Origin of the sequence: Pseudomonas sp. HB05, assembly GCF_016756915.1 — a bacterium.
In the GTDB taxonomy this organism is placed as follows: domain Bacteria; phylum Pseudomonadota; class Gammaproteobacteria; order Pseudomonadales; family Pseudomonadaceae; genus Aquipseudomonas; species Aquipseudomonas alvandae.
Genome location: NZ_JAESPG010000006.1, coordinates 222,725 through 241,999, shown reverse-complemented (window position 1 = coordinate 241,999; position 19,275 = coordinate 222,725). Strand labels below are relative to the sequence as shown.

General features: G+C 59.8%; 20 protein-coding genes and 1 pseudogene. 8 read left to right on the top strand and 13 right to left on the bottom strand.

The genetic code is table 11. The features are described from left to right. The first annotated feature begins 44 nt into the window (after positions 1-44). The 3 genes from JMN22_RS09230 to grxD all read left to right on the top strand — a co-directional run bounded on the left by JMN22_RS09230 (position 45) and on the right by grxD (position 3,013). Positions 45-332, top strand: coding sequence for a hypothetical protein (locus tag JMN22_RS09230; protein ID WP_030140763.1), 288 nt, complete (start codon positions 45-47; stop codon positions 330-332). 131 nt (positions 333-463) lie between these two features. Continuing rightward, positions 464-2,572: a molybdopterin oxidoreductase family protein gene (locus JMN22_RS09225; protein ID WP_198798036.1), complete on the top strand. Its 2,109-nt coding sequence runs from the start codon at positions 464-466 to the stop codon at positions 2,570-2,572. A gap of 99 nt (positions 2,573-2,671) precedes the next feature. Beyond that, the gene (grxD, locus tag JMN22_RS09220; RefSeq protein ID WP_030140761.1) at positions 2,672-3,013 is read left to right on the top strand and encodes a Grx4 family monothiol glutaredoxin; all 342 of its coding nucleotides are present in this window, start codon (positions 2,672-2,674) and stop codon (positions 3,011-3,013) included. 224 nt (positions 3,014-3,237) lie between these two features. Here the strand turns inward: grxD and bfr are convergent, their stop codons facing one another. After that, entirely contained in the window at positions 3,238-3,711 is a 474-nt protein-coding gene (gene bfr, locus JMN22_RS09215; protein WP_003178701.1) for a bacterioferritin, read from the bottom strand. 199 nt (positions 3,712-3,910) lie between these two features. Next, on the bottom strand, positions 3,911-4,129 hold the full coding sequence (locus tag JMN22_RS09210; RefSeq protein ID WP_003178704.1) for a bacterioferritin-associated ferredoxin: 219 nt from the start codon (positions 4,127-4,129) through the stop codon (positions 3,911-3,913). 305 nt (positions 4,130-4,434) lie between these two features. On the opposite strand from JMN22_RS09210, the gene JMN22_RS09205 reads away from it, so the two are divergent. Next, the gene (locus JMN22_RS09205; RefSeq protein WP_030140760.1) at positions 4,435-5,037 is read left to right on the top strand and encodes a peroxiredoxin; all 603 of its coding nucleotides are present in this window, start codon (positions 4,435-4,437) and stop codon (positions 5,035-5,037) included. Between the two features lie 212 nt (positions 5,038-5,249). On the opposite strand, the gene rnt is transcribed toward JMN22_RS09205, so the two are convergent. Continuing rightward, positions 5,250-5,927, bottom strand: coding sequence for a ribonuclease T (gene rnt, locus JMN22_RS09200; RefSeq protein ID WP_030142532.1), 678 nt, complete (start codon positions 5,925-5,927; stop codon positions 5,250-5,252). After that, positions 5,924-6,970 carry a dihydroorotase gene (pyrC, locus tag JMN22_RS09195; RefSeq protein ID WP_030142531.1) on the bottom strand — a complete coding sequence of 349 codons (1,047 nt, stop codon included), beginning with the start codon at positions 6,968-6,970 and terminating at the stop codon, positions 5,924-5,926. Before pyrC ends, rnt begins: the two co-directional genes overlap by 4 nt. A gap of 187 nt (positions 6,971-7,157) precedes the next feature. Between pyrC and JMN22_RS09190 the strand changes: the two genes are divergently transcribed. Both JMN22_RS09190 and JMN22_RS09185 read left to right on the top strand, forming a co-directional pair. Next, on the top strand, positions 7,158-8,159 hold the full coding sequence (locus tag JMN22_RS09190; protein WP_030142530.1) for a flagellar protein MotY: 1,002 nt from the start codon (positions 7,158-7,160) through the stop codon (positions 8,157-8,159). A gap of 128 nt (positions 8,160-8,287) precedes the next feature. Beyond that, positions 8,288-9,505, top strand: a complete 1,218-nt coding sequence (locus tag JMN22_RS09185; protein ID WP_024779511.1) for an argininosuccinate synthase — start codon at positions 8,288-8,290, stop codon at positions 9,503-9,505. Between the two features lie 149 nt (positions 9,506-9,654). Here JMN22_RS09185 and JMN22_RS09180 read toward each other — a convergent pair. Next, positions 9,655-9,912 (bottom strand): annotated as a pseudogene (locus JMN22_RS09180) (hypothetical protein); the annotation flags it as partial. Between the two features lie 478 nt (positions 9,913-10,390). Between JMN22_RS09180 and JMN22_RS09175 the strand changes: the two are divergent. Beyond that, positions 10,391-11,017, top strand: coding sequence for a response regulator transcription factor (locus JMN22_RS09175; RefSeq protein ID WP_030142528.1), 627 nt, complete (start codon positions 10,391-10,393; stop codon positions 11,015-11,017). A gap of 54 nt (positions 11,018-11,071) precedes the next feature. On the opposite strand, the gene JMN22_RS09170 is transcribed toward JMN22_RS09175, so the two are convergent. The 8 genes from JMN22_RS09170 to metG form a co-directional block, all read right to left on the bottom strand. After that, positions 11,072-11,254 (bottom strand): PA3496 family putative envelope integrity protein, encoded by a 183-nt coding sequence (locus JMN22_RS09170; RefSeq protein ID WP_030142527.1) that lies wholly within the window; start codon positions 11,252-11,254, stop codon positions 11,072-11,074. A gap of 107 nt (positions 11,255-11,361) precedes the next feature. Continuing rightward, positions 11,362-12,000 (bottom strand): endonuclease III, encoded by a 639-nt coding sequence (gene nth / locus JMN22_RS09165; RefSeq protein WP_030142526.1) that lies wholly within the window; start codon positions 11,998-12,000, stop codon positions 11,362-11,364. Continuing rightward, entirely contained in the window at positions 11,997-12,527 is a 531-nt protein-coding gene (locus JMN22_RS09160; protein ID WP_198797945.1) for an Rnf-Nqr domain containing protein, read from the bottom strand. Before JMN22_RS09160 ends, nth begins: the two co-directional genes overlap by 4 nt. Next, positions 12,520-13,131: an RnfABCDGE type electron transport complex subunit G gene (locus JMN22_RS09155; RefSeq protein WP_198797944.1), complete on the bottom strand. Its 612-nt coding sequence runs from the start codon at positions 13,129-13,131 to the stop codon at positions 12,520-12,522. The genes JMN22_RS09160 and JMN22_RS09155 overlap by 8 nt, the downstream gene beginning before the upstream one ends. Continuing rightward, on the bottom strand, positions 13,128-14,114 hold the full coding sequence (locus JMN22_RS09150) for an RnfABCDGE type electron transport complex subunit D (protein ID WP_198797943.1): 987 nt from the start codon (positions 14,112-14,114) through the stop codon (positions 13,128-13,130). Before JMN22_RS09150 ends, JMN22_RS09155 begins: the two co-directional genes overlap by 4 nt. Beyond that, positions 14,101-15,111, bottom strand: a complete 1,011-nt coding sequence (gene rsxB / locus JMN22_RS09145; protein ID WP_198797942.1) for an electron transport complex subunit RsxB — start codon at positions 15,109-15,111, stop codon at positions 14,101-14,103. Before rsxB ends, JMN22_RS09150 begins: the two co-directional genes overlap by 14 nt. Beyond that, entirely contained in the window at positions 15,108-15,680 is a 573-nt protein-coding gene (locus JMN22_RS09140) for an Rnf-Nqr domain containing protein (RefSeq protein WP_198797941.1), read from the bottom strand. Before JMN22_RS09140 ends, rsxB begins: the two co-directional genes overlap by 4 nt. Before the next feature lie 129 nt (positions 15,681-15,809). Beyond that, positions 15,810-17,855, bottom strand: a complete 2,046-nt coding sequence (gene metG, locus JMN22_RS09135; RefSeq protein ID WP_198797940.1) for a methionine--tRNA ligase — start codon at positions 17,853-17,855, stop codon at positions 15,810-15,812. A 304-nt stretch (positions 17,856-18,159) separates the two neighbouring features. Between metG and apbC the strand changes: the two genes are divergently transcribed. Beyond that, positions 18,160-19,254 carry an iron-sulfur cluster carrier protein ApbC gene (apbC, locus tag JMN22_RS09130; protein WP_198797939.1) on the top strand — a complete coding sequence of 365 codons (1,095 nt, stop codon included), beginning with the start codon at positions 18,160-18,162 and terminating at the stop codon, positions 19,252-19,254. The last annotated feature ends 21 nt before the right edge of the window (positions 19,255-19,275 follow it).

The window sequence follows — 19,275 nt, the reverse complement described above, 5'->3', positions numbered from 1 at the left end:
GGGGGCTGGGTTATAAATGAATCCCGAGATGCAGGAGCCCCGAAATGGATTTGAAAGAGCAACAACTGATGGAATTGCTGGGGCTGACGGCACGCTCCCTGACGCACCTCACCGCTTCGGTGACGTCCATGTCATTCGAATTGTTGCGCAGTGATGACGAAGTGACCAAGGCCGCTGGCCGGCGAATGATCGACCGCATGGCCACCATCAGCAGTGGGCTCGACGAACATTGGCGATTGATCGGCGAATTGACCGGGGTGCCCATCGCCCAGGAGCAGGTGGAGACCATCGAGGAAATCCAGTTGCTGGCGCCGCCGCCCGAACAGCCCTGACGCCGCTTCATCGGCGGGCCTGATGCCCGGCGATTCACGGGACGAACGTCGCTGGCGCTGTGGAGGATCACGGGCCATAGTTTTGCTCCCGCGGCCAACAATGCCCGCCACGAATAAAACAGAGACTGGCCATGACCAAGACTCTTCACCACCGTGCGTGCCACCTGTGCGAGGCCATCTGCGGCCTGACCCTCGAAACCACTGAAACAGAAGGCCAGGGCCTGGCGATCACTTCGATCAAGGGCGATCCGCTGGACAGTTTCAGCCGTGGCCACATCTGCCCCAAGGCCGTGGCCCTGCAGGACATCCAGAACGATCCGGACCGGTTGCGCCAGCCGATGCGGCGGGTCGGCAGCGAGTGGCAGCCGATTGCCTGGGACGAAGCCTTCGCATTGGTGGCTGATCGCCTCGCGAGCATTCAAGAGCGTCACGGCCAGAACGCGGTGGCGGTCTACCAGGGTAATCCCAGCGTGCACAATTATGGGCTGATGACCCACAGCAATTATTTCCTGGGCCTGTTGAAGACCCGCAGCCGCTTCTCGGCGACCTCGGTGGACCAGTTGCCCCATCACCTCACCAGCCATCTGATGTATGGGCATGGTTTGCTCCTGCCCATCCCGGACATCGACCACACCGACTTCATGTTGATCCTGGGCGGTAATCCGCTGGCCTCCAATGGCAGCATCATGACCGTACCGGACGTGGAGAAGCGCCTGAAGGCGATCCAGGCCCGTGGTGGCCAGGCTGTGGTGGTTGATCCTCGGCGCAGCGAGACAGCGGCCATCGCCAACCAGCACATCTTCGTACGTCCTGGTGGCGACGCCGCGCTGCTGTTTGGCTTGCTCAACACACTGCTCAGCGAAGGCTTGACCCGCGACAGCCATTTACCGGTGGATGGCCTCGACGAAGTGCGCCAGGCCGTTGCAACCTTTACCGCCGAGGCGATGAGCCCTCTCTGTGCCGTTCCGGCCGCAAAGATCCGTCAGTTGGCCCGGGATTTCGCCTCCGCGCCGTCGGCGGTGTGTTACGGGCGGATGGGGGTTTCAACCCAGGCTTTCGGCACGCTGTGCCATTGGCTGATCCAACTGATCAACCTGGTCACCGGCAACCTCGATCGAGTGGGCGGTGCGCTGTGCACCGAGCCGGCGGTTGACCTGGTGGCGACCACCTCGGGCGGCCATTTCAATCGCTGGCAAAGCCGGGTGTCCGGGCGCCCCGAATATGCTGGCGAGCTGCCCGTCTCGGCCCTTGCCGAAGAAATGCTCACCGAGGGCGAAGGACAGATCCGCGCACTGGTGACCGTGGCCGGCAATCCGGTCTTGTCCACGCCCAACGGGCGGCAGCTCGAACAGGCGTTGGACGGACTTGAGTTCATGGTCAGCATTGACCTGTACATCAACGAGACCACGCGCTACGCCGACTTGATCCTGCCATCGACTTCAGCGTTGGAAAACGATCATTACGACACCACCTTCAATCTGTTCGCGGTGCGCAACGTCACTCGTTTCAACCGAGCGATCCTGCCCAAGCCCGAAGGTGCATTGCACGATTGGGAGATCTTCGTTGGCCTGGCAAAAGCCTTTGCTGGCCGGACTGGCAAGGAACTCAAGCCGACCATGCCGCCCGCGCAGATGATCGATTTCGGCCTGCGGGCGGGTGCGTACGGGGATGCATCGCCGCACAAATTATCCCTGGCGACGCTGTTCGATCATCCCCACGGCATCGATCTCGGTGCGCTCAAGCCCAACCTGGCTTCCCGGTTGAAAACCGAAAACGGCCGGGTACAGGCGGCGCCAGCGGTGATCCTCGCCGACCTGGCACGTTTTGCCGCGTTGCCGCCGCCAGCGTCCGACGAGCTATTGATGATTGGCCGTCGTCATGTGCGCAGCAACAATTCCTGGATGCATAATTTTCATCGGCTGGTGAAAGGCAAGCCGCGCCACCAGTTGCTGATGCACCCGGACGATCTTGCCAGCCGAGGCCTTGTCGATGGGCAGCGGGTGAAGGTCAGTTCTCGCGTAGGCATGATTGAAGTGGAAGTGCAGGGCAGCCAGGACATGATGAAAGGCGTGGTCAGCCTGCCACACGGCTGGGGCCACGCCCGCCCGGGTGTACAGATGACCATCGCCAGCGGGCAACCCGGTTCCAGTGCCAACGACCTGACGGATGACTGTCAGCTTGATGAGCTGTCCGGGAATGCGGCGCTCAACGGGGTTCCGGTGAAGGTCGCGGCTGCGTAAAATTGTCCCTGGGGCGGACCGAGCAGGGTGCTCGGCTTTCCGTTACAATGCGCCACCGTGTCGACATCTGTAGTCGCAAAGTTCAAGCCGAGGTGCTCCGTGGATATCATCGAAACGATCAAAGACCAGATTGCCAACAACACTATCCTGCTTTACATGAAAGGCTCGCCGAATGCCCCGCAATGCGGCTTCTCGGCCAAGGCTGCTCAGGCGGTGATGGCGTGTGGCGAGAAGTTCGCCTACGTGGACATCCTGCAGAACCCGGAAATCCGCGCCAACCTGCCAAAGTACGCCAACTGGCCAACCTTCCCACAGCTGTGGGTGGGTGGTGAGCTGATCGGTGGTAGCGACATCATGACCGAGATGGCGGCTGACGGTTCTCTGCAAACCACGATCAAGGCAGCTGTTGAAGCAGCAGCGGCGAACAAGTCCGAAGCCTGATCATGAGGTTCTGTTCATTACCCCGGTTGTGGTGAACACGAACCCTTGTGGGAGCGAGCTTGCTCGCGATACCGGTAGGTCAGTCAGTATTTTTTTGCCTGATCCACCGCTATCGCGAGCAAGCTCGCTCCCACGATGGATTTCAGTGGTTTGAAATTCGGGCAACAAAAAGCCCCGCGCCTCGAAAGAGGGCGGGGCTTTTTAGTGGCTTGCTTCTGGGAAGCTTATTCTTCGCCCATCTGCGATTGCAGGTAGTTCTCAAGACCCACTTTGTCGATCAGGCCCAGTTGGGTTTCCAGCCAGTCGATGTGTTCTTCTTCGGATTCGAGAATATCTTCGAGCAGTTCGCGGCTGCCAAAGTCACCGACGCTTTCGCAGTGGGCGATGGCGGCTTTGAGGTCGGCGTGGCCAGTGCGTTCGATACGCAGGTCGCATTCAAGCATTTCGCGGGTATGTTCACCGATGTGCAGCTTGCCAAGATCCTGGACGTTTGGCAGGCCCTCGAGGAACAGGATTCGCTTGATCAGCTTGTCCGCGTGTTTCATCTCGTCGATGGATTCGTGGTACTCGTGCTTGCCCAGCTTGTTCAGGCCCCAATCTTCATACATGCGCGCATGCAGGAAGTATTGATTGATCGCGACCAGCTCATTGGCGAGGATCTTGTTGAGATGCTGGATGACTGTGATGTCGCCTTTCATGGTAACGGCCTGCCCTGTAATAGCTGTGTATAAGGCAGAGTTTGAGCCGCGCATTTACCGGTGTCAAACCTAAGTATTTGAATAATAAATGAAAATTAATCGGAATAAGAATGTTTGAGTTCCGCGTCTGGCACCTAACCATTTGATTTACAGGCATAAAAAAACCGGACATTGAGTCCGGTTCTTCAAAAAGCTGGATTTATGCGGCAGTAAATTCTACCGGATAAGGGATCGAGGCCTGGGCGGTCTGTACTTTGGCGAGGGTTTCACGCACCACTTCCTTGGCGAGGCAGGCGCATTTACCGCATTGGCTGGCTACGCCGGTAGCTTGGCGGACTTCGCGATAGCTGCAGCAACCTTCATAGATCGCTTCGCGGATTTGCCCGTCGGTGACGCCAGTGCAGAGGCATACATACATAAGTGAGAACCGTCGCTGGTTGTGACTCAATTGAGACGGATCTTAATGTTAACGAGAATGATTGTCAAAGTGGTTTCTAGGACTCTTTCATCACCTTTGCTTCGGGCTGACGAACGGTTTTCGGTTGGAGAGTCGATCATGCGCAACAGATTTTCGATGCCGTGGAAAAACCGTTGAGGACAGTCCAAACGTGCGGTGTATGATGGTCGGTCCTTGCGAAGCGGGTTCGTGTCACAGGGCTGTCGCCTGGAGGTGGCAGGCTGGCGCGGACCTTGTTTTCACGTTACTACACCAGGAGATATCCAATGAGCGTACTCGTAGGCAAACAAGCCCCTGACTTCACCGTTCCCGCCGTCCTCGGCAACGGTGAAATCGTCGACAGCTTCACCCTGTCCTCGGCCATCAAAGGCAAATACGGCCTGGTGTTCTTCTACCCGCTGGACTTCACCTTCGTCTGCCCGTCCGAGTTGATCGCCCTGGATCACCGCATGGACGACTTCAAGGCGCGCAACGTGGAAGTGATCGCTGTTTCGATCGACTCGCATTTCACCCACAACGCCTGGCGCAACACTGCCATCAACGCAGGCGGCATCGGCCCGGTGAAATACACCATGGCTGCCGACATGAAGCACGAAATCGCCAAGGCCTACGACGTTGAGTCCGAGGGCGGCGTGGCCTTCCGTGGCGCGTTCCTGATCGACGACAAAGGTGTCGTTCGTTCGCAGATCATCAACGACCTGCCGCTGGGCCGTAACATGGAAGAGCTGATCCGCCTGGTCGACGCCCTGCAATTCCACGAAGAGCACGGCGAAGTCTGCCCGGCCAACTGGAAAAAAGGCGACAAGGGTATGACTGCATCGCCTGAAGGCGTAGCCGCTTACCTGGGTGAGCACGGCGACAAGCTGTAAGCACAACCGCGGCATAAAAAAACCGGCCCTCGATGGGCCGGTTTTTTTATGGGTGGCTGAATACATACTGTGGCGAGGGGATTTATCCCCGCTGGACTGCGCAGCAGTCCCAAAAAGGTGAGTCCGCCACACCCAGTTGGCAGGTTTGGGGCCGCTTCGCGACCCAGCGGGGATAAATCCCCTCGCCACAAAGAGCTAAGCCTAGCTCTATATCAGTCGTCGAAATCCTGCCAGCCACCCATCTCCTTCCACCGGTTGACGATGCCGCAAAACAGCTCGGCGGTCTTTTCGGTGTCGTAGCGGGCCGAGTGGGCTTCGCGGCCATCGAAATCGATGTCGGCCGCCTGGCAGGCCTTGGCCAATACCGTCTGGCCGTATGCCAGGCCCGCCAGGGTCGCGGTGTCGAAGCTGGAGAACGGGTGAAACGGATTGCGCTTCATGTCCAGGCGTGCAACGGCGGCGTTGAGGAAGCCCAGGTCGAAGCTGCTGTTATGACCGACCAGGATCGCTCGCTTGCAACCGTTGGCTTTCAGCGCCTTGCGCACGCCACGGAAGATGTCGGTCAGGGCGGTTTCTTCGCTGACCGCCATGCGCAACGGATGATCGAGCTTGATCCCGGTGAACTCCAGGGCGGCTGCTTCAACGTTGGCGCCTTCGAACGGTTCGACCCGGAAGAAATAGGTGTGGTCGGGGAAGACAAAGCCTTTCTCGTCCATGCCAATGGTCGTCGCGGCGATTTCCAGCAGCGCATCGGTGGCTGAGTTGAAACCACCGGTTTCTACGTCGACCACAACCGGCAGATAACCCCGGAAGCGGGCAGCCATGGGGTGGCGAGGGCCGCCCGAGCCGCCATTGCCGTCCAGTTCGTCGTCGAAATGATCTTCACTCACGCGTTTTCCTCCAGCAGGCGCCAGCGCAGTTTTTCACCGGCGCGCAGCGGGATGACAGTCTGCTCGCCAAACGGCAGGCTGGCAGGGGCGGTCCACTCGTCGCGGACCAGGGTAATACGATCGGTGTTCACCGGCAGCCCATAGAAGCGTGGGCCGTGCAGGCTGGCGAAGCCTTCGAGCTTGTCCAGGGCGTTGCGCTGCTCGAACGCCTCGGCGTACATCTCGATGGCGGCGTAGGCGGTGTAGCAGCCGGCGCAACCGCAGGCCGCTTCCTTGGCGTGTTGGGCGTGGGGTGCCGAGTCGGTGCCGAGGAAAAACTTGGCGCTGCCGCTGGTGGCCGCGTCCAGCAAGGCTTCCTGATGGGTGTTGCGCTTGAGGATCGGCAGGCAATAGAAGTGTGGCCGGATCCCGCCCACCAACATGTGGTTGCGGTTGTACAGCAGGTGATGGGCGGTGATGGTTGCGCCAACGTTGGCCGGGGCCTCGTTGACGAACTGCACGGCATCGCCCGTGGTGATGTGCTCGAACACAACCTTGAGGGTCGGGAAACGCTCGACGACGCGGCGCATGTGCTCGTCGATGAAGATTTTCTCGCGGTCGAACACATCGACATCGCCCCGGGTCACTTCGCCGTGGATCAACAACGGCATGCCGACTTCGGCCATCGCCTCCAGCGCCGGGAAGATCTTGTCGATGCTGGTGACGCCGGAATCCGAATTGGTCGTAGCGCCGGCCGGGTACAACTTGGCCGCGTGCACGAAACCGCTGGCCTTGGCCTCGCGTATTTCCTCGGGTTGGGTGCGGTCGGTGAGGTAAAGCACCATCAGCGGTTCGAAGCGGCTGCCGGCCGGGCGCGCGGCCAGGATGCGCTGGCGATAGCCATCGGCCTCGGCGGCGTTGCGCACGGGCGGAACCAGGTTGGGCATGATGATGGCGCGGCCAAAAGTGCGCGCGACATCGGCGACGGTATGGGTCAACACAGCACCATCGCGAAGATGAATATGCCAGTCGTCGGGACGCAGCAGGGTCAGGCGGTCGGACATGGGGGGCTTCCAGGCGGGTAAATCTCCGGGGAATGCTACCGGAAAAGACTGATCCGGGCACCCGCTATCAAGTTTTGCCGCAAGTTACCGATAGCCCCTTCAGGTGTGCCGCGATTTTGTGCCTTGTCTCGGCCAAACGGCATGCCCAGCGTTTTCGATTTCCGTATAAAAGCCAGTGGAGCCTCCCGTGCGCCAGCGTTATCTAGCCTTGCTCAGTGTGTTTGCCAGCCTTCCTGCGATGGCGCTCACTTTCCAGACCCGTCTGGAGAGCATTGAGTGGACGGTCGAAGGTGACAAGTTCGAGTGCCGGCTGAGTCAGCCGATCACCGATTTTGGCAGCGGCGAATTCGTGCGCAAGGCGGGCGAGCAGGCTACGTTCCGGCTCAAGGCGTATAACCCGATGCTCGGTGGTGGCTCCGCGACGTTGTTGGCGGCTGCGGCGCCGTGGCAGCCGGGACGGGGCGACATCAATCTGGGCTCGGTCCGGATCGGCAGTGGCGACGTGTTGTTCAATAGCTCCCAAATACAGGCGGGCCGTCTGATCAGCGGGCTGATGGAGGGACGCAGTCCGGTGATTCGACGCAATACCGAGGATGGGCGCGTATCCGAAGTCCGGCTGCTGCCTGTGCGCTTCAACAAGGCGTTCAACGATTACCAGGGCTGTGTAGCGAAACTGTTGCCGAAGAACTTCGAGCAGATCAAGCAGACCCAGATCGGTTTTCCGGGCGAGGGGGTTGAGCTCGACGCCCAGGCCAAGGCCCAGTTGCAGGTCATGCTCGACTTCATCAAGGCTGACCCGAGCGTCAATCATGTCGAGCTTGACGGCCATTCCGACAACAGCGGCAATCGTCTGACCAACCGGGAGTTGTCACGTCGTCGTGCGCTGGCGGTCATGGATTTCTTCAAGGCCAACGGTTTCCAGGAGTCCCAATTTACCGTGCGTTTCCACGGCGAGCGCTATCCGCTGGTTCCCAACACCAACGCAGCCAATCGGGCCAAGAATCGCCGTGTCGTCGTTCAGCTCGAGCGTGTAGCGGCTACCCAGGCCCCGGCTCCTCAGCCACCAACAGCCGCGCCAGCGCCAGCTACTCCTGCCGTGGCGCCCGCTGCTGCGCCGGGCAAGGCACCGACGCCGGTTGCTCCGGCCAAGACGGCTGCGCCTGCCGCGGCAACTGCACGCACTTCCTGACCCCGTCCTGATCGTCGCTCAATCGACATAATCTGTCGCTTCGTCGTCATAAGCTGTCGCGCCTCTGTAAATTATCCGCGCTGGACGTTAGACTTCCCGGCTTTCCGTACAACCCGTGGAGTGATGGCATGGCGGACGTAAACAAGGTCGTTCTGGCGTATTCCGGCGGCCTGGACACTTCGGTGATCCTCAAGTGGCTGCAGGACACTTATAACTGCGAAGTGGTGACCTTCACCGCGGACCTGGGGCAGGGCGAAGAAGTCGAGCCTGCACGCGCCAAGGCCCAGGCCATGGGCGTCAAAGAAATCTACATCGATGACCTGCGCGAAGAGTTCGTCCGTGACTTCGTGTTCCCGATGTTCCGCGCCAACACCGTTTACGAAGGCGAGTACCTGCTGGGTACCTCCATCGCCCGTCCGCTGATTGCCAAGCGCCTGATCGAAATCGCCAACGAAACCGGCGCTGACGCCATTTCCCATGGTGCCACCGGTAAAGGTAATGACCAGGTGCGTTTCGAACTGGGGGCCTATGCCCTCAAGCCCGGCGTGAAAGTCATCGCCCCGTGGCGTGAGTGGGACTTGCTGTCCCGTGAAAAACTGATGGACTACGCCGAGAAGCATGCGATTCCGATCGAGCGCCACGGCAAGAAGAAATCGCCGTACTCGATGGATGCCAACCTGCTGCACATCTCCTATGAAGGCGGCGTGCTGGAAGACACCTGGACCGAGCACGAAGAAGACATGTGGCGCTGGACCGTCTCCCCTGAGAAGGCTCCTGATACCCCGCAATACCTGGAACTGACCTACCGCAACGGTGACATCGTCGCGCTGGACGGCGTGGAAATGAGCCCGGCCACCGTGCTCGCGACCCTGAACCGTATCGGCGGCGAGCATGGCATCGGTCGCCTGGACATCGTCGAGAACCGTTATGTCGGCATGAAGTCCCGTGGCTGCTACGAAACCCCAGGCGGCACCATCATGCTGCGCGCTCACCGGGCGATCGAATCGATCACCCTGGATCGCGAAGTGGCTCACTTGAAAGACGAGTTGATGCCCAAGTACGCCAGCCTGATCTACACCGGCTACTGGTGGAGCCCGGAGCGTCTGATGCTGCAACAGATGATCGATGCCTCCCAGGTCAACGTGAACGGTGTCGTGCGCCTGAAGCTGTACAAGGGCAACGTGATCGTGACCGGGCGCAAGTCCGACGATTCGCTGTTCGATGCCAACATCGCGACCTTCGAAGAAGACGGCGGTGCCTACAACCAGGCCGACGCGGCCGGTTTCATCAAGCTCAACGCCTTGCGTATGCGTATCGCGGCGAACAAGGGTCGCAAGCTGTTCTGATCTGATCCGGTTCAATGAAAAACGGCCTGCCATGAGCAGGCCGTTTTTTTGTCCGTCGAACAGGGTCACGGTTTTCTTCTCCGACGAAAACGCATCAAATGACGCTGGTTTTTCCTCCCTCGACGTAATGCATGGCCGCGTCGGCCGGCGGAGCCGTTCGTGGTCTTTTTGAGGTGTTTGCTTTTATGAAGGTCCGAAGGGGTATACAGAGAACGGTAATTAAAGTTGAGTGTGAGAAAAAACAGCAGCGACAAGTAAAAGGGAAAACCGATCAGGAACCAGATATAGCATTCACGATCTTCATCATCCAGGAAGGGCAAGGCTATCGCTGCGGATGTTTCTGATAACGTTGCCAGTATGGCAATCAACGTCATGGGGTTGGTAATGGTTCTTTGAGTGGTGTTCATAATAAGTGCTCATGGATAATTTTATGCTCGGTGATTGAAGTTTTAATCGAATGGGTTTGATGTGTTGGCTCTAAACAAAACAGCCTGGCCAAAAAAGCGCAATGATGTCTTTTAAGTCGAGGGTGTTGAGCCATTCTTTTTATACAGAAGCTGATTCGATTGAGTGAGATTTTTACCGTTTGTCTATAAATAAATCAGTTACTTTTTATGAATATGTTGTCGATGTGAACTGAAATGTGTTTTGTTGTGCAGGAAAGGTCGCGTCATTCATAGGAGGGTCGGTGCGTCAGATTCGCCGCTTCGATTTTTTCGGAAAATTCATGCCACATTATTTTGCGGATTATTTGTAGGAATTTTCTGTGATGTTTGTAGGTTATGTCTTTCGCTGCGAGCGCTCAGGGGGAGCGGCATGCCAAGGGAAAATGACTAGGCTATTGTGCATGCTCTAAAAATTCGAACAGCGAAATTGGATTTGCCCATGAATAAAGTGCTGATCGTGGATGATCACCCCGTCATTCGTCTTGCTGTACGTTTACTAATGGAGCGTCATGGATATGAAGTTATCGCCGAAACGGATAATGGCGTTGATGCATTACAGATTGCCCGGGAACAAATGCCCGATATCGTTATCCTGGATATTGGAATTCCGAAGTTGGATGGGTTGGAAGTCATCGCACGCCTGACCGTCAATCCTTCACCCTTGAAAGTATTGGTATTGACGTCCCAGGCTCCCGGGCATTTTTCGATGCGTTGCATGCAGACGGGGGCAGCGGGCTATGTTTGCAAACAACAGGACCTGACCGAGTTGTTAAGTGCAATAAAGGCCGTGCTGTCGGGTTACAGTTACTTTCCCAACCAGGCGCTGCACACGGTACGTTCAAGTCTTGGCAATGCCAGTGAGTCCGAGATGGTGAACCGTTTGTCCGGGAGAGAAATGATGGTCCTGCAGCAACTGGCTCGCGGAAAAACCAATAAGGAAATAGCGGACGCGATGTTCCTGAGCAACAAGACCGTCAGCACCTACAAGACCCGCCTGTTGTTGAAACTCAACGCCCGCTCGCTGGTCGACCTGATCGAATTGGCCCAGCGAAATGGATTGGTCTGAGTTCAGGGCCACAGGCACACGGTAAAAAGCCTCCACCAGGGAGGCTTTTACGTGTCAGAGGTCAAAATCGTAATCGGCCAGTTGCTTCTGCAAGCGACGCTCTTCCAGGAGGTTATCGATGGTGCGGCGTTTGCTCAGGTTGGTTTTTGCCACTTCCACCACCACCGGTTCCGCGTCGTCAGCCTCAACGGCGATGAAATCGTCTTCTACATCCAGTTGTTCTTTGCCAGTACTCATGGGTTCGGCTCCAGGCTAAGACTGCCATTCGCGCTCCTTATAGCGATAAACCACCGGCGGGTAAAAAAGATTTTTTCAATCGACGGATAAACAAAAGCAATAGCGCATCAATCGTCGGATGTCTTGTGCTTGTACTCGCACAGGTCTTCGATCCGGCAGCTCCCGCAACGGGGCTTGCGCGCCAGGCAGACGTAACGTCCATGCAGGATCAGCCAATGATGGGAATCCAGGAGGTATTCCTTGGGAACGAATTTCATCAGCTTCTTTTCCACTTCTACTACGTCCTTGCCCGGGGCCAGTCCAGTCCGGTTACTGACGCGGAAAATGTGCGTGTCGACTGCCATCGTCAATTGCCGGAAAGCGGTATTGAGCACCACGTTCGCAGTCTTGCGGCCGACGCCCGGAAGGGCTTCCAGCTCTTCGCGGGTCTGGGGGATCTCGCCGCCGTGGCGCTCGATCAGCAGGCGACAGGTCTCGATCACGTTTTTTGCCTTGCTGTTGAACAGCCCGATGGTCTTGATGTATTCGGACAGCCCTTCGACGCCCAGGGCATGGATCGCTTGTGGCGTATTGGCCACAGGAAACAATTTGGCCGTAGCCTTGTTGACGCCAACATCGGTGGATTGGGCCGACAGAATTACCGCGATCAGCAGCTCGAACGGAGAGGAGTAGGCCAGTTCGGTCTTCGGCTCCGGGTTGTCTTCATGAAAGCGACGAAATATTTCCAGGCGTTTTGCGGCGTTCATGGGCGCGGCTTTTCCTCTAGAGGTGAACGGGGCGGAGTGGAAGTCCAAGCTTGGTAGGCGGCGAGCAACAGGCCGAGCAGGATGAATCCGCCGGGGACGAGCAGGGCCAATGGGACGCTTGCGCCGATCATCTCGCGCAGAGCGCCCAGGCTGATGATCAGCAGACCGAATTGTCCCGCCAGCCTGAGATGAGCAAGCATGCGGGTCTCGACGACTGTCAGGCGTTCCAGTGTCACGCAGCTCAGCGCGATCCATCCGATATACAAACTCAACGCGTCGTGCCGTTCCAACATCCAGGCTTGTGCCAGCAAGTCTGCGCAAGCGGTCATTGTGGCTGCCAGGACGATGGATGCGAGGAGTTGCTGGCGGACTGAGAGGCGTGTCCTTAAAAATGTCATTGCCGAGCCGTGGGCGAGGCTGATCAAAACCCAGGCAACCCATAGGGCCAGCGCATTGACCAACGAGTCGCTGGCGCCTACCAGGGGAACGAGCACGAGGCCGCGGGGCCAGGACGCAGGCTTAATCATGCTCTATCGCTCCGGTCAATTGAACCGTGTGCTCGTCGAAGTAACGCAGCGCATCGTGGACCGCTTCAAGGACTGCCCGGGACGTCACCGTCGCGCCAGCCAGTTGATCGAATTGGCCCTGGTCCTTCTTCAAGGCCCAACCTTCATCCGTTGGCGCCTGGCGCGTCTTGCCCTGGAACATCTGTAGCCAGCTGTTCGGCCAACCGGCGATCGCCGCGCCCAGGCCGGGGGTTTCCGACTGGCGCAGGGTTTTCACGCCCAGCAGTCGGCCGGTGGGGTCGATGGCGACCAATAATTCGATACTGCCTTCATAACCCAGTGCCTGACTGCGCAAGAGCACAGCCGTGGGCTGGCCGCCGCGGGTCGCCAGGTAACCGTTCAGCAGCGTGCTGTGGGGCAATACCACAGGGGCTGCGACAACAGACTGCGCGAGTGGCTGGTTGTCATATTGGCCGGCTGGCAACACGTCGAGCAACGTTCTGTTGGCGATGATTTGCCGCTGGGCTTCGATGCGCGCGGTGGTATTGATCTGCACAAGGTACGTGGCGCCGATACCGAGGCCGGCCAGCAAGGTCAGGATCGCAATGCCCGCGGTTTTCTTCATGTCGGCGACCGTCTTTGCCGCGCCTCGACGAAGCGGTCCAGTGCCGGGACACCGAGGTTCATCAACAGCACCGCAAACGCCACGCCATCCGGGAAGCCGCCCCAGGTGCGAATCAGATAGACCAGCAAACCCGCGCCTGCGCCGAACAACAACCGCGCAAGCGGCGTCCTGGCCCCGGACACGGGCTCGGTCACGATAAAAAACGCGCCCAGCATGGTCGCGCCGGTCAACAGGTGAAACAGCGGCGAGCCGTGGGAGTCGGAGCCAGACCCGTTCCAGCACAACAGGCTCACAGTAAACAGGCTGACAAGCATGCCCACCGGGGCGTGCCAACTGAACACGCGTTGTTGCAGCAGAAACAGGCCGCCAGCGAGGAAGGCCAGGTTGACCCACTCGACACCACGCCCACCCCAACGACCGAACGCCGGGTCACTGGCAAACAGTTCGTCGATGGTCAGGCTTCGATTGATTTGCAGGCTGTCCAGCGCAGTGGCGCCAGCCCATCCGTCGGGTGCCTGGGCAATGCCAGCAACGTGCCGCAACCCGTCGCCCAGGCCGATGCCATGAAGCGTCGGCCATTGGCTCATGTGTTGGGGGAATGCCAACAGGACCAAGGCGTATCCCAGCATGGCCGGATTGAACGGATTGCTGCCGACCCCGCCCCACACATGTTTGCCAAACAACAAGGCGCAGGCGGTCGCTGTGACCGTCAGCCACCACGGGCTATAGGCCGGCAGGGCAACGGCCAACAAGGTGGCGCTGACCAGTGCGCTACCATCGCCCAGTGCCGGTTTGAGTGGGCGGCGTCGCAAACGCAGTACCAGCGCCTCGACCGCCAGTGCGGTGAGGCCGGACAGTAGCAGATTGAATATCACGCCCCAGCCATAAACCCACATCAAGGCCAGCACGCCCGGCAGGGTCGCCAGTAATACCCGGCCCATCGCCTGTCGCAGTCGCTCATCCAGCGGCTCAGGAAGCGGCATGGGCGGCCACCTGCCGTTCGGCGTCTTCCACGGCTTGCTCCAGCGCTTTCAATTGCTCATCCGAAGCGGAGGCGGCCCGGGCCTTGGCAAGCTCGGCGCGACGCATCGCCAGTTGGATCTTGGCCCGCTTGAGATCGGCGTCGTTTATCGGCGCAGGAGCTGGGGCAGCGGCTGGCGGCGTAGTGCTCTCCAGTTGGGCCAGCGCCTGTTCCGCCGCTTCGAACTGGCGTTGCAGGACGATCAATTGCGACTGCTGCTCGAACGTGGGCGGATGGCCGAACGCCTTCAAGGATTTGTTCAGTTGTGCCCGGCTCATGGCCAGGTCGATCTTGGCCTTCTTCAACGCGGCATCGGCACTGGCGGCTTTTTGCGCGCGCACTCGCTCCAGCGCGGCTTGCACCGGATCCAGGGGCTGGGCTTGAGCCTGAGCGTTGCGCTGGACCCGCGCCAGGCGCTCGGCCTGACGCTGCTCCTCTTCGCGACGCAGACGCGCGTTGCGCTGTTCAAAGCGCTGGCGGGCGTGGTTGCGCTTGGCGGCACGCGCTTGCAGCGCTTCGATGCTGAAGGCCAGGCCGCCGACGACCGGCAGCACGGTCTCCATCGGCAGTGGCCGCATTTCAATGCAGTCCACCGGGCAAGGCGCCACGCAGAGATCGCAGCCGGTGCATTCGTCGATGAGGACGGTGTGCATCAGTTTTGCCGCGCCGACAATCGCGTCCACCGGGCAGGCCTGGATGCATTTGGTGCAACCGATGCACTCGGCCTCACGGATAAAGGCGATCTGCGCCGGCGCTGAGCCGCGACTGGCGTCCAGTTCCAGCACGGGCACTTTCATCAGCTCGGCCAGGGCCGCGATGGTTTCATCGCCGCCGGGGGGGCATTTGTTGATCGGCTCGCCTTGGGCGATGCCTTCGGCGTAGGGCTTGCAGCCGGGATGGCCGCATTTGCCGCATTGGGTCTGCGGCAGCAGGGCGTCGATACTTTGGATCAGGTTCATGTCTTGACCAGCCCGCGTAATCCGAGGAAGGCCACCGCCATCAATCCGGCGCTGATCAACTGAATCGGCAGGCCCTGGAAGGGCAGGGGAATATCATTGTTGAAGGTACGCTGGCGCAAGTCGTCGAACAGGCTCAGCACCCACCAGAAGCCCAACCCGGCGCCCAAGCTGAAAGCCATCGCAGGCCCCAGCCCCTGATCACTTCGTCCGTTGAGCAACGCGACACCGAGGACACCGGCATTGCCGAGCAACAGCGGCCACAAGCCATCGAACGGCAGTGAGGGCAGCCAGCGCGCCAGCAGGCGCAGCAACGGCGAGATCAGCAGCACGCTCAGCGGCAGCCAGGCGAATAACCGGAGCGATGTCAGGTGTGTCGGAGCCAACAGCCACGCGTCGACCATATAACCGAAGGTACCGACCATTAGCATCAGGCACGCCGTCGCCAGACCCAAGGCGTGGACTTGGCGCCTGCCCTTGGCCTCTAGCAGCGGATCGATGCCCAGCGGCCATTGCAACACAAGGTTGTTGATCAGGGCGGCGCTGAACAGGGAGAGGAGGATGTCGGTCATGGTCCGTTGGTGACGAGGAGCCTGTAGGCAAGGTTAGGCATTATCCGGTACGCCGTGAGGGTGGGCCAGATATGAAAATCCCACAGTCGCTGGGAGGCGACTGTGGGATCGGTGCCGTACGCGATCGGATTATTTGATCCGTTGGCCCGGCTTGGCGCCGCTGTCCGGACTCAGCAAGTAGATCTCTTCACCGCCGGGGCCCGCCGCCATCACCATGCCCTCGGACATACCGAAACGCATTTTGCGTGGCTTGAGGTTGGCGATCATCATCGTCAACCGACCTTCAAGCTTGGCCGGGTCCGGGTAGGCGCTCTTGATGCCGGAGAACACGTTGCGTTGTTCACCGCCGATGTCCAGGGTCAGGCGCAGCAGTTTGTCCGCCCCTTCCACTGCCTCGGCCTTGACGATCAGTGCCACGCGCAGGTCGACCGCAGCGAAGGCGTCGAAGTCGATTTCCGGCGACAGCGGGTCCTTGGCCAACTCACCGTTGCCGCTCGGGCCGCCGGTATCGGTCTGGCTGGCGGCCAGGTCTTCCTTGGACGCGTCGATCATGGCCTGGACCTTGGTGGCGTCGATGCGGGTCATCAATGGCTTGAACTCGTTCAACTGATGGTTGCTCAGCAGGGTCTGGTGATCGTTCCAGGTCAGCGGCGCGACATTGAGGAACGCCTCGGCATCGGCGGCCAGCAACGGCAGCACCGGCTTGAGGAAAATCACCAGTTGGCGGAACAGGTTGATGCCCAGGGCGCAGATGGCCTGGACTTCGTCCTGCTTGCCTTCCTGCTTGGCCAGCGACCACGGTGCCTTGTCGGCAATCCAGGCATTGGCGCGGTCGGCCAGGGCCATGATCTCGCGCATGGCACGGGCGAAGTCGCGGTTCTCGTAGGCGTCGGCGATGCTTGGCGCGGCGGCCAGGAAGGCGTCGGTCAGTTCCGGCGCGGCGTTCCCTGCCACCAGTACACCGGCGTTGCCCTTATGGATGAAGCCGGCGCAACGGCTGGCAATGTTGACGACCTTGCCCACCAGGTCGGAGTTGACCTTCTGCACGAAGTCTTCGAGGTTCAGGTCCAGGTCGTCGACGCCACGGCCGAGCTTGGCCGCATAGTAGTAGCGCAGGTATTCCGGCGACAGGTGATCCAGGTAGGTGCGCGCCTTGATGAAGGTGCCGCGGGACTTGGACATTTTCTGGCCGTTGACGGTCAGGTAGCCATGGACATTGATACCGGTCGGCTTGCGGAAACCGGCACCTTCGAGCATGGCCGGCCAGAACAGCGCGTGGAAGTTGACGATGTCCTTGCCGATGAAGTGATACACCTCGGCGGTGGAATCCTTGGCCCAGAACGCATCGAAGTCCAGCTCCGGCGTGCGGTCGCAAAGATTCTTGAAACTGGCCATGTAGCCGATCGGCGCGTCCAGCCACACGTAGAAATATTTGCCGGGTTCGCCGGGAATCTCGAAGCCGAAGTACGGCGCATCGCGGGAAATGTCCCACTCCTGCAAGCCCGAATCGAGCCACTCGGCGAGCTTGTTGGCGACCGCGTCCTGCAGCGTGCCGCTGCGGGTCCAGGTCTGCAGCATCTGCTGGAAGTCAGGCAGCTTGAAGAAGAAATGCTGGGAGTCCCTGAGCACCGGGGTAGCGCCGGAAATTGCCGACTTCGGGTCTTTCAAGTCAGTCGGGGCGTAGGTGGCGCCGCATTTTTCGCAGTTGTCGCCGTACTGGTCTTCGGTGCCGCATTTCGGGCAGGTGCCCTTGATGAAGCGGTCGGCCAGGAACATCTTCTTTTCCGGGTCGAAATATTGGGTGACCGAACGGGTGGAAATATGCCCGGCGTCACGCAGCTTCAGGTAGATCTGGCTCGACAGCTCACGGTTTTCTTCGGCGTGAGTGGAGTGGAAGTTGTCGAAATCCACCAGGAACTCGGCAAAGTCGGCGCTGTGTTCAGCCTGGACATTGGCGATCAGTTGTTCCGGGGTAATGCCTTCCTTTTCCGCGCGCAGCATGATGGCCGAACCGTGGGCGTCGTCGGCGCAGACATAAATACATTGGTTGCCGCGATGTTTCTGGAAGCGCGTCCACATATCGGTCTGGATGTATTCCAGCATATGGCCAAGGTGAATCGAACCATTGGCATAGGGCAGGGCGCTGGTGACGAGGATCTTGCGTGGCTCGGACATGGGGCTCGGCTACTTGATGAAACGGAGGTCGGCCACTATAAAGCGCCGGGAAATATATTTCACCCCGCCGGCCTGTTTGTGGCGAGGGGATTTATCCCCGCTGGGTTGCGAAGCGACCCCAAAACCTGGCGCCTCGGTGAGTCAGGCTGATCGGGATCGAATGTTTTGGGACTGCTGCGCAGTCCAGCGGGCATAAATCCCCTCGCCACAAAAGGTGTTCGCACTGCTGTAATCGGGTCGCCACGCGGGAGCGTGCGGCGTAGGATAGCGGCCTGTTTTTCAAGTCTTGCTATCGGAGTTGCCCATGAGCGCCGTCAATCGCGCAGCGGTGGAAGCCGTCCTTCGCCAGTACACCGACCCTTACCTGAACCAGGACCCGGTCAGCGCCGGATGCGTGCGTGCCATCGACATCCAGGGCGATCGCGTCAGTGTCCAGCTGGAAATCGGCTACGCCGCCGATCTGTTCAAGAACGGTTGGGCGCAAATGCTGCAGATGGCCATCGAAGGCCTGGACGGCGTGGCAGCCGCCAAAGTCGAGATCAACAGCGTGATCGCCGCGCACAAGGCCCAGGCCCAGGTGCCGGGGCTGGCGAACGTCAAGAACGTGATTGCCGTGGCGTCGGGCAAGGGCGGCGTGGGCAAGTCCACCACGGCCGCCAACCTGGCGCTGGCACTTGCCCGCGAAGGGGCAAAGGTGGGGATTCTCGATGCGGACATCTACGGTCCGAGCCAGGGCATCATGTTCGGCATCGCCGAGGGTACCCGCCCGCAGGTCAAGGACCAGAAATGGTTCGTGCCGCTGCAGTCCCACGGCGTCGAAGTCATGTCCATGGCCTTCCTGACCGACGACAACACGCCGATGGTCTGGCGCGGGCCGATGGTGTCCGGGGCCTTGCTGCAATTGGTCACGCAAACCGCCTGGGGCGACCTGGATTACCTGGTGATCGACATGCCCCCGGGCACCGGCGATATCCAGTTGACCCTGGCGCAGAAAGTCCCGGTGGCCGGCACGGTGATTGTCACCACGCCCCAAGATCTCGCCCTGCTGGACGCGCGCAAGGGCGTGGAGATGTTCCGCAAGGTGAACATCCCGGTGCTGGGCGTGGTGGAAAACATGGCAGTGCACATCTGCTCGAACTGCGGGCACGCCGAGCACCTGTTCGGCGAAGGTGGCGGGGAAAAACTGGCGACCCAGTACGGCGTCGAGCTGTTGGCCTCGCTGCCGCTGTCGATGGTGATCCGCGAACAGGCCGACGGTGGCAAGCCGACCGTCATCGCCGAACCGGACAGCCAGATCGCCATGGTCTACCAGGAACTGGCCCGCCACGTCGGCGCGCGGATCGTGTTGCAGGAAGCCGCGTCACCGGCGATGCCGAACATCACCGTCAGCGACGATTGATGCTTTGAAACACAAGCCCGG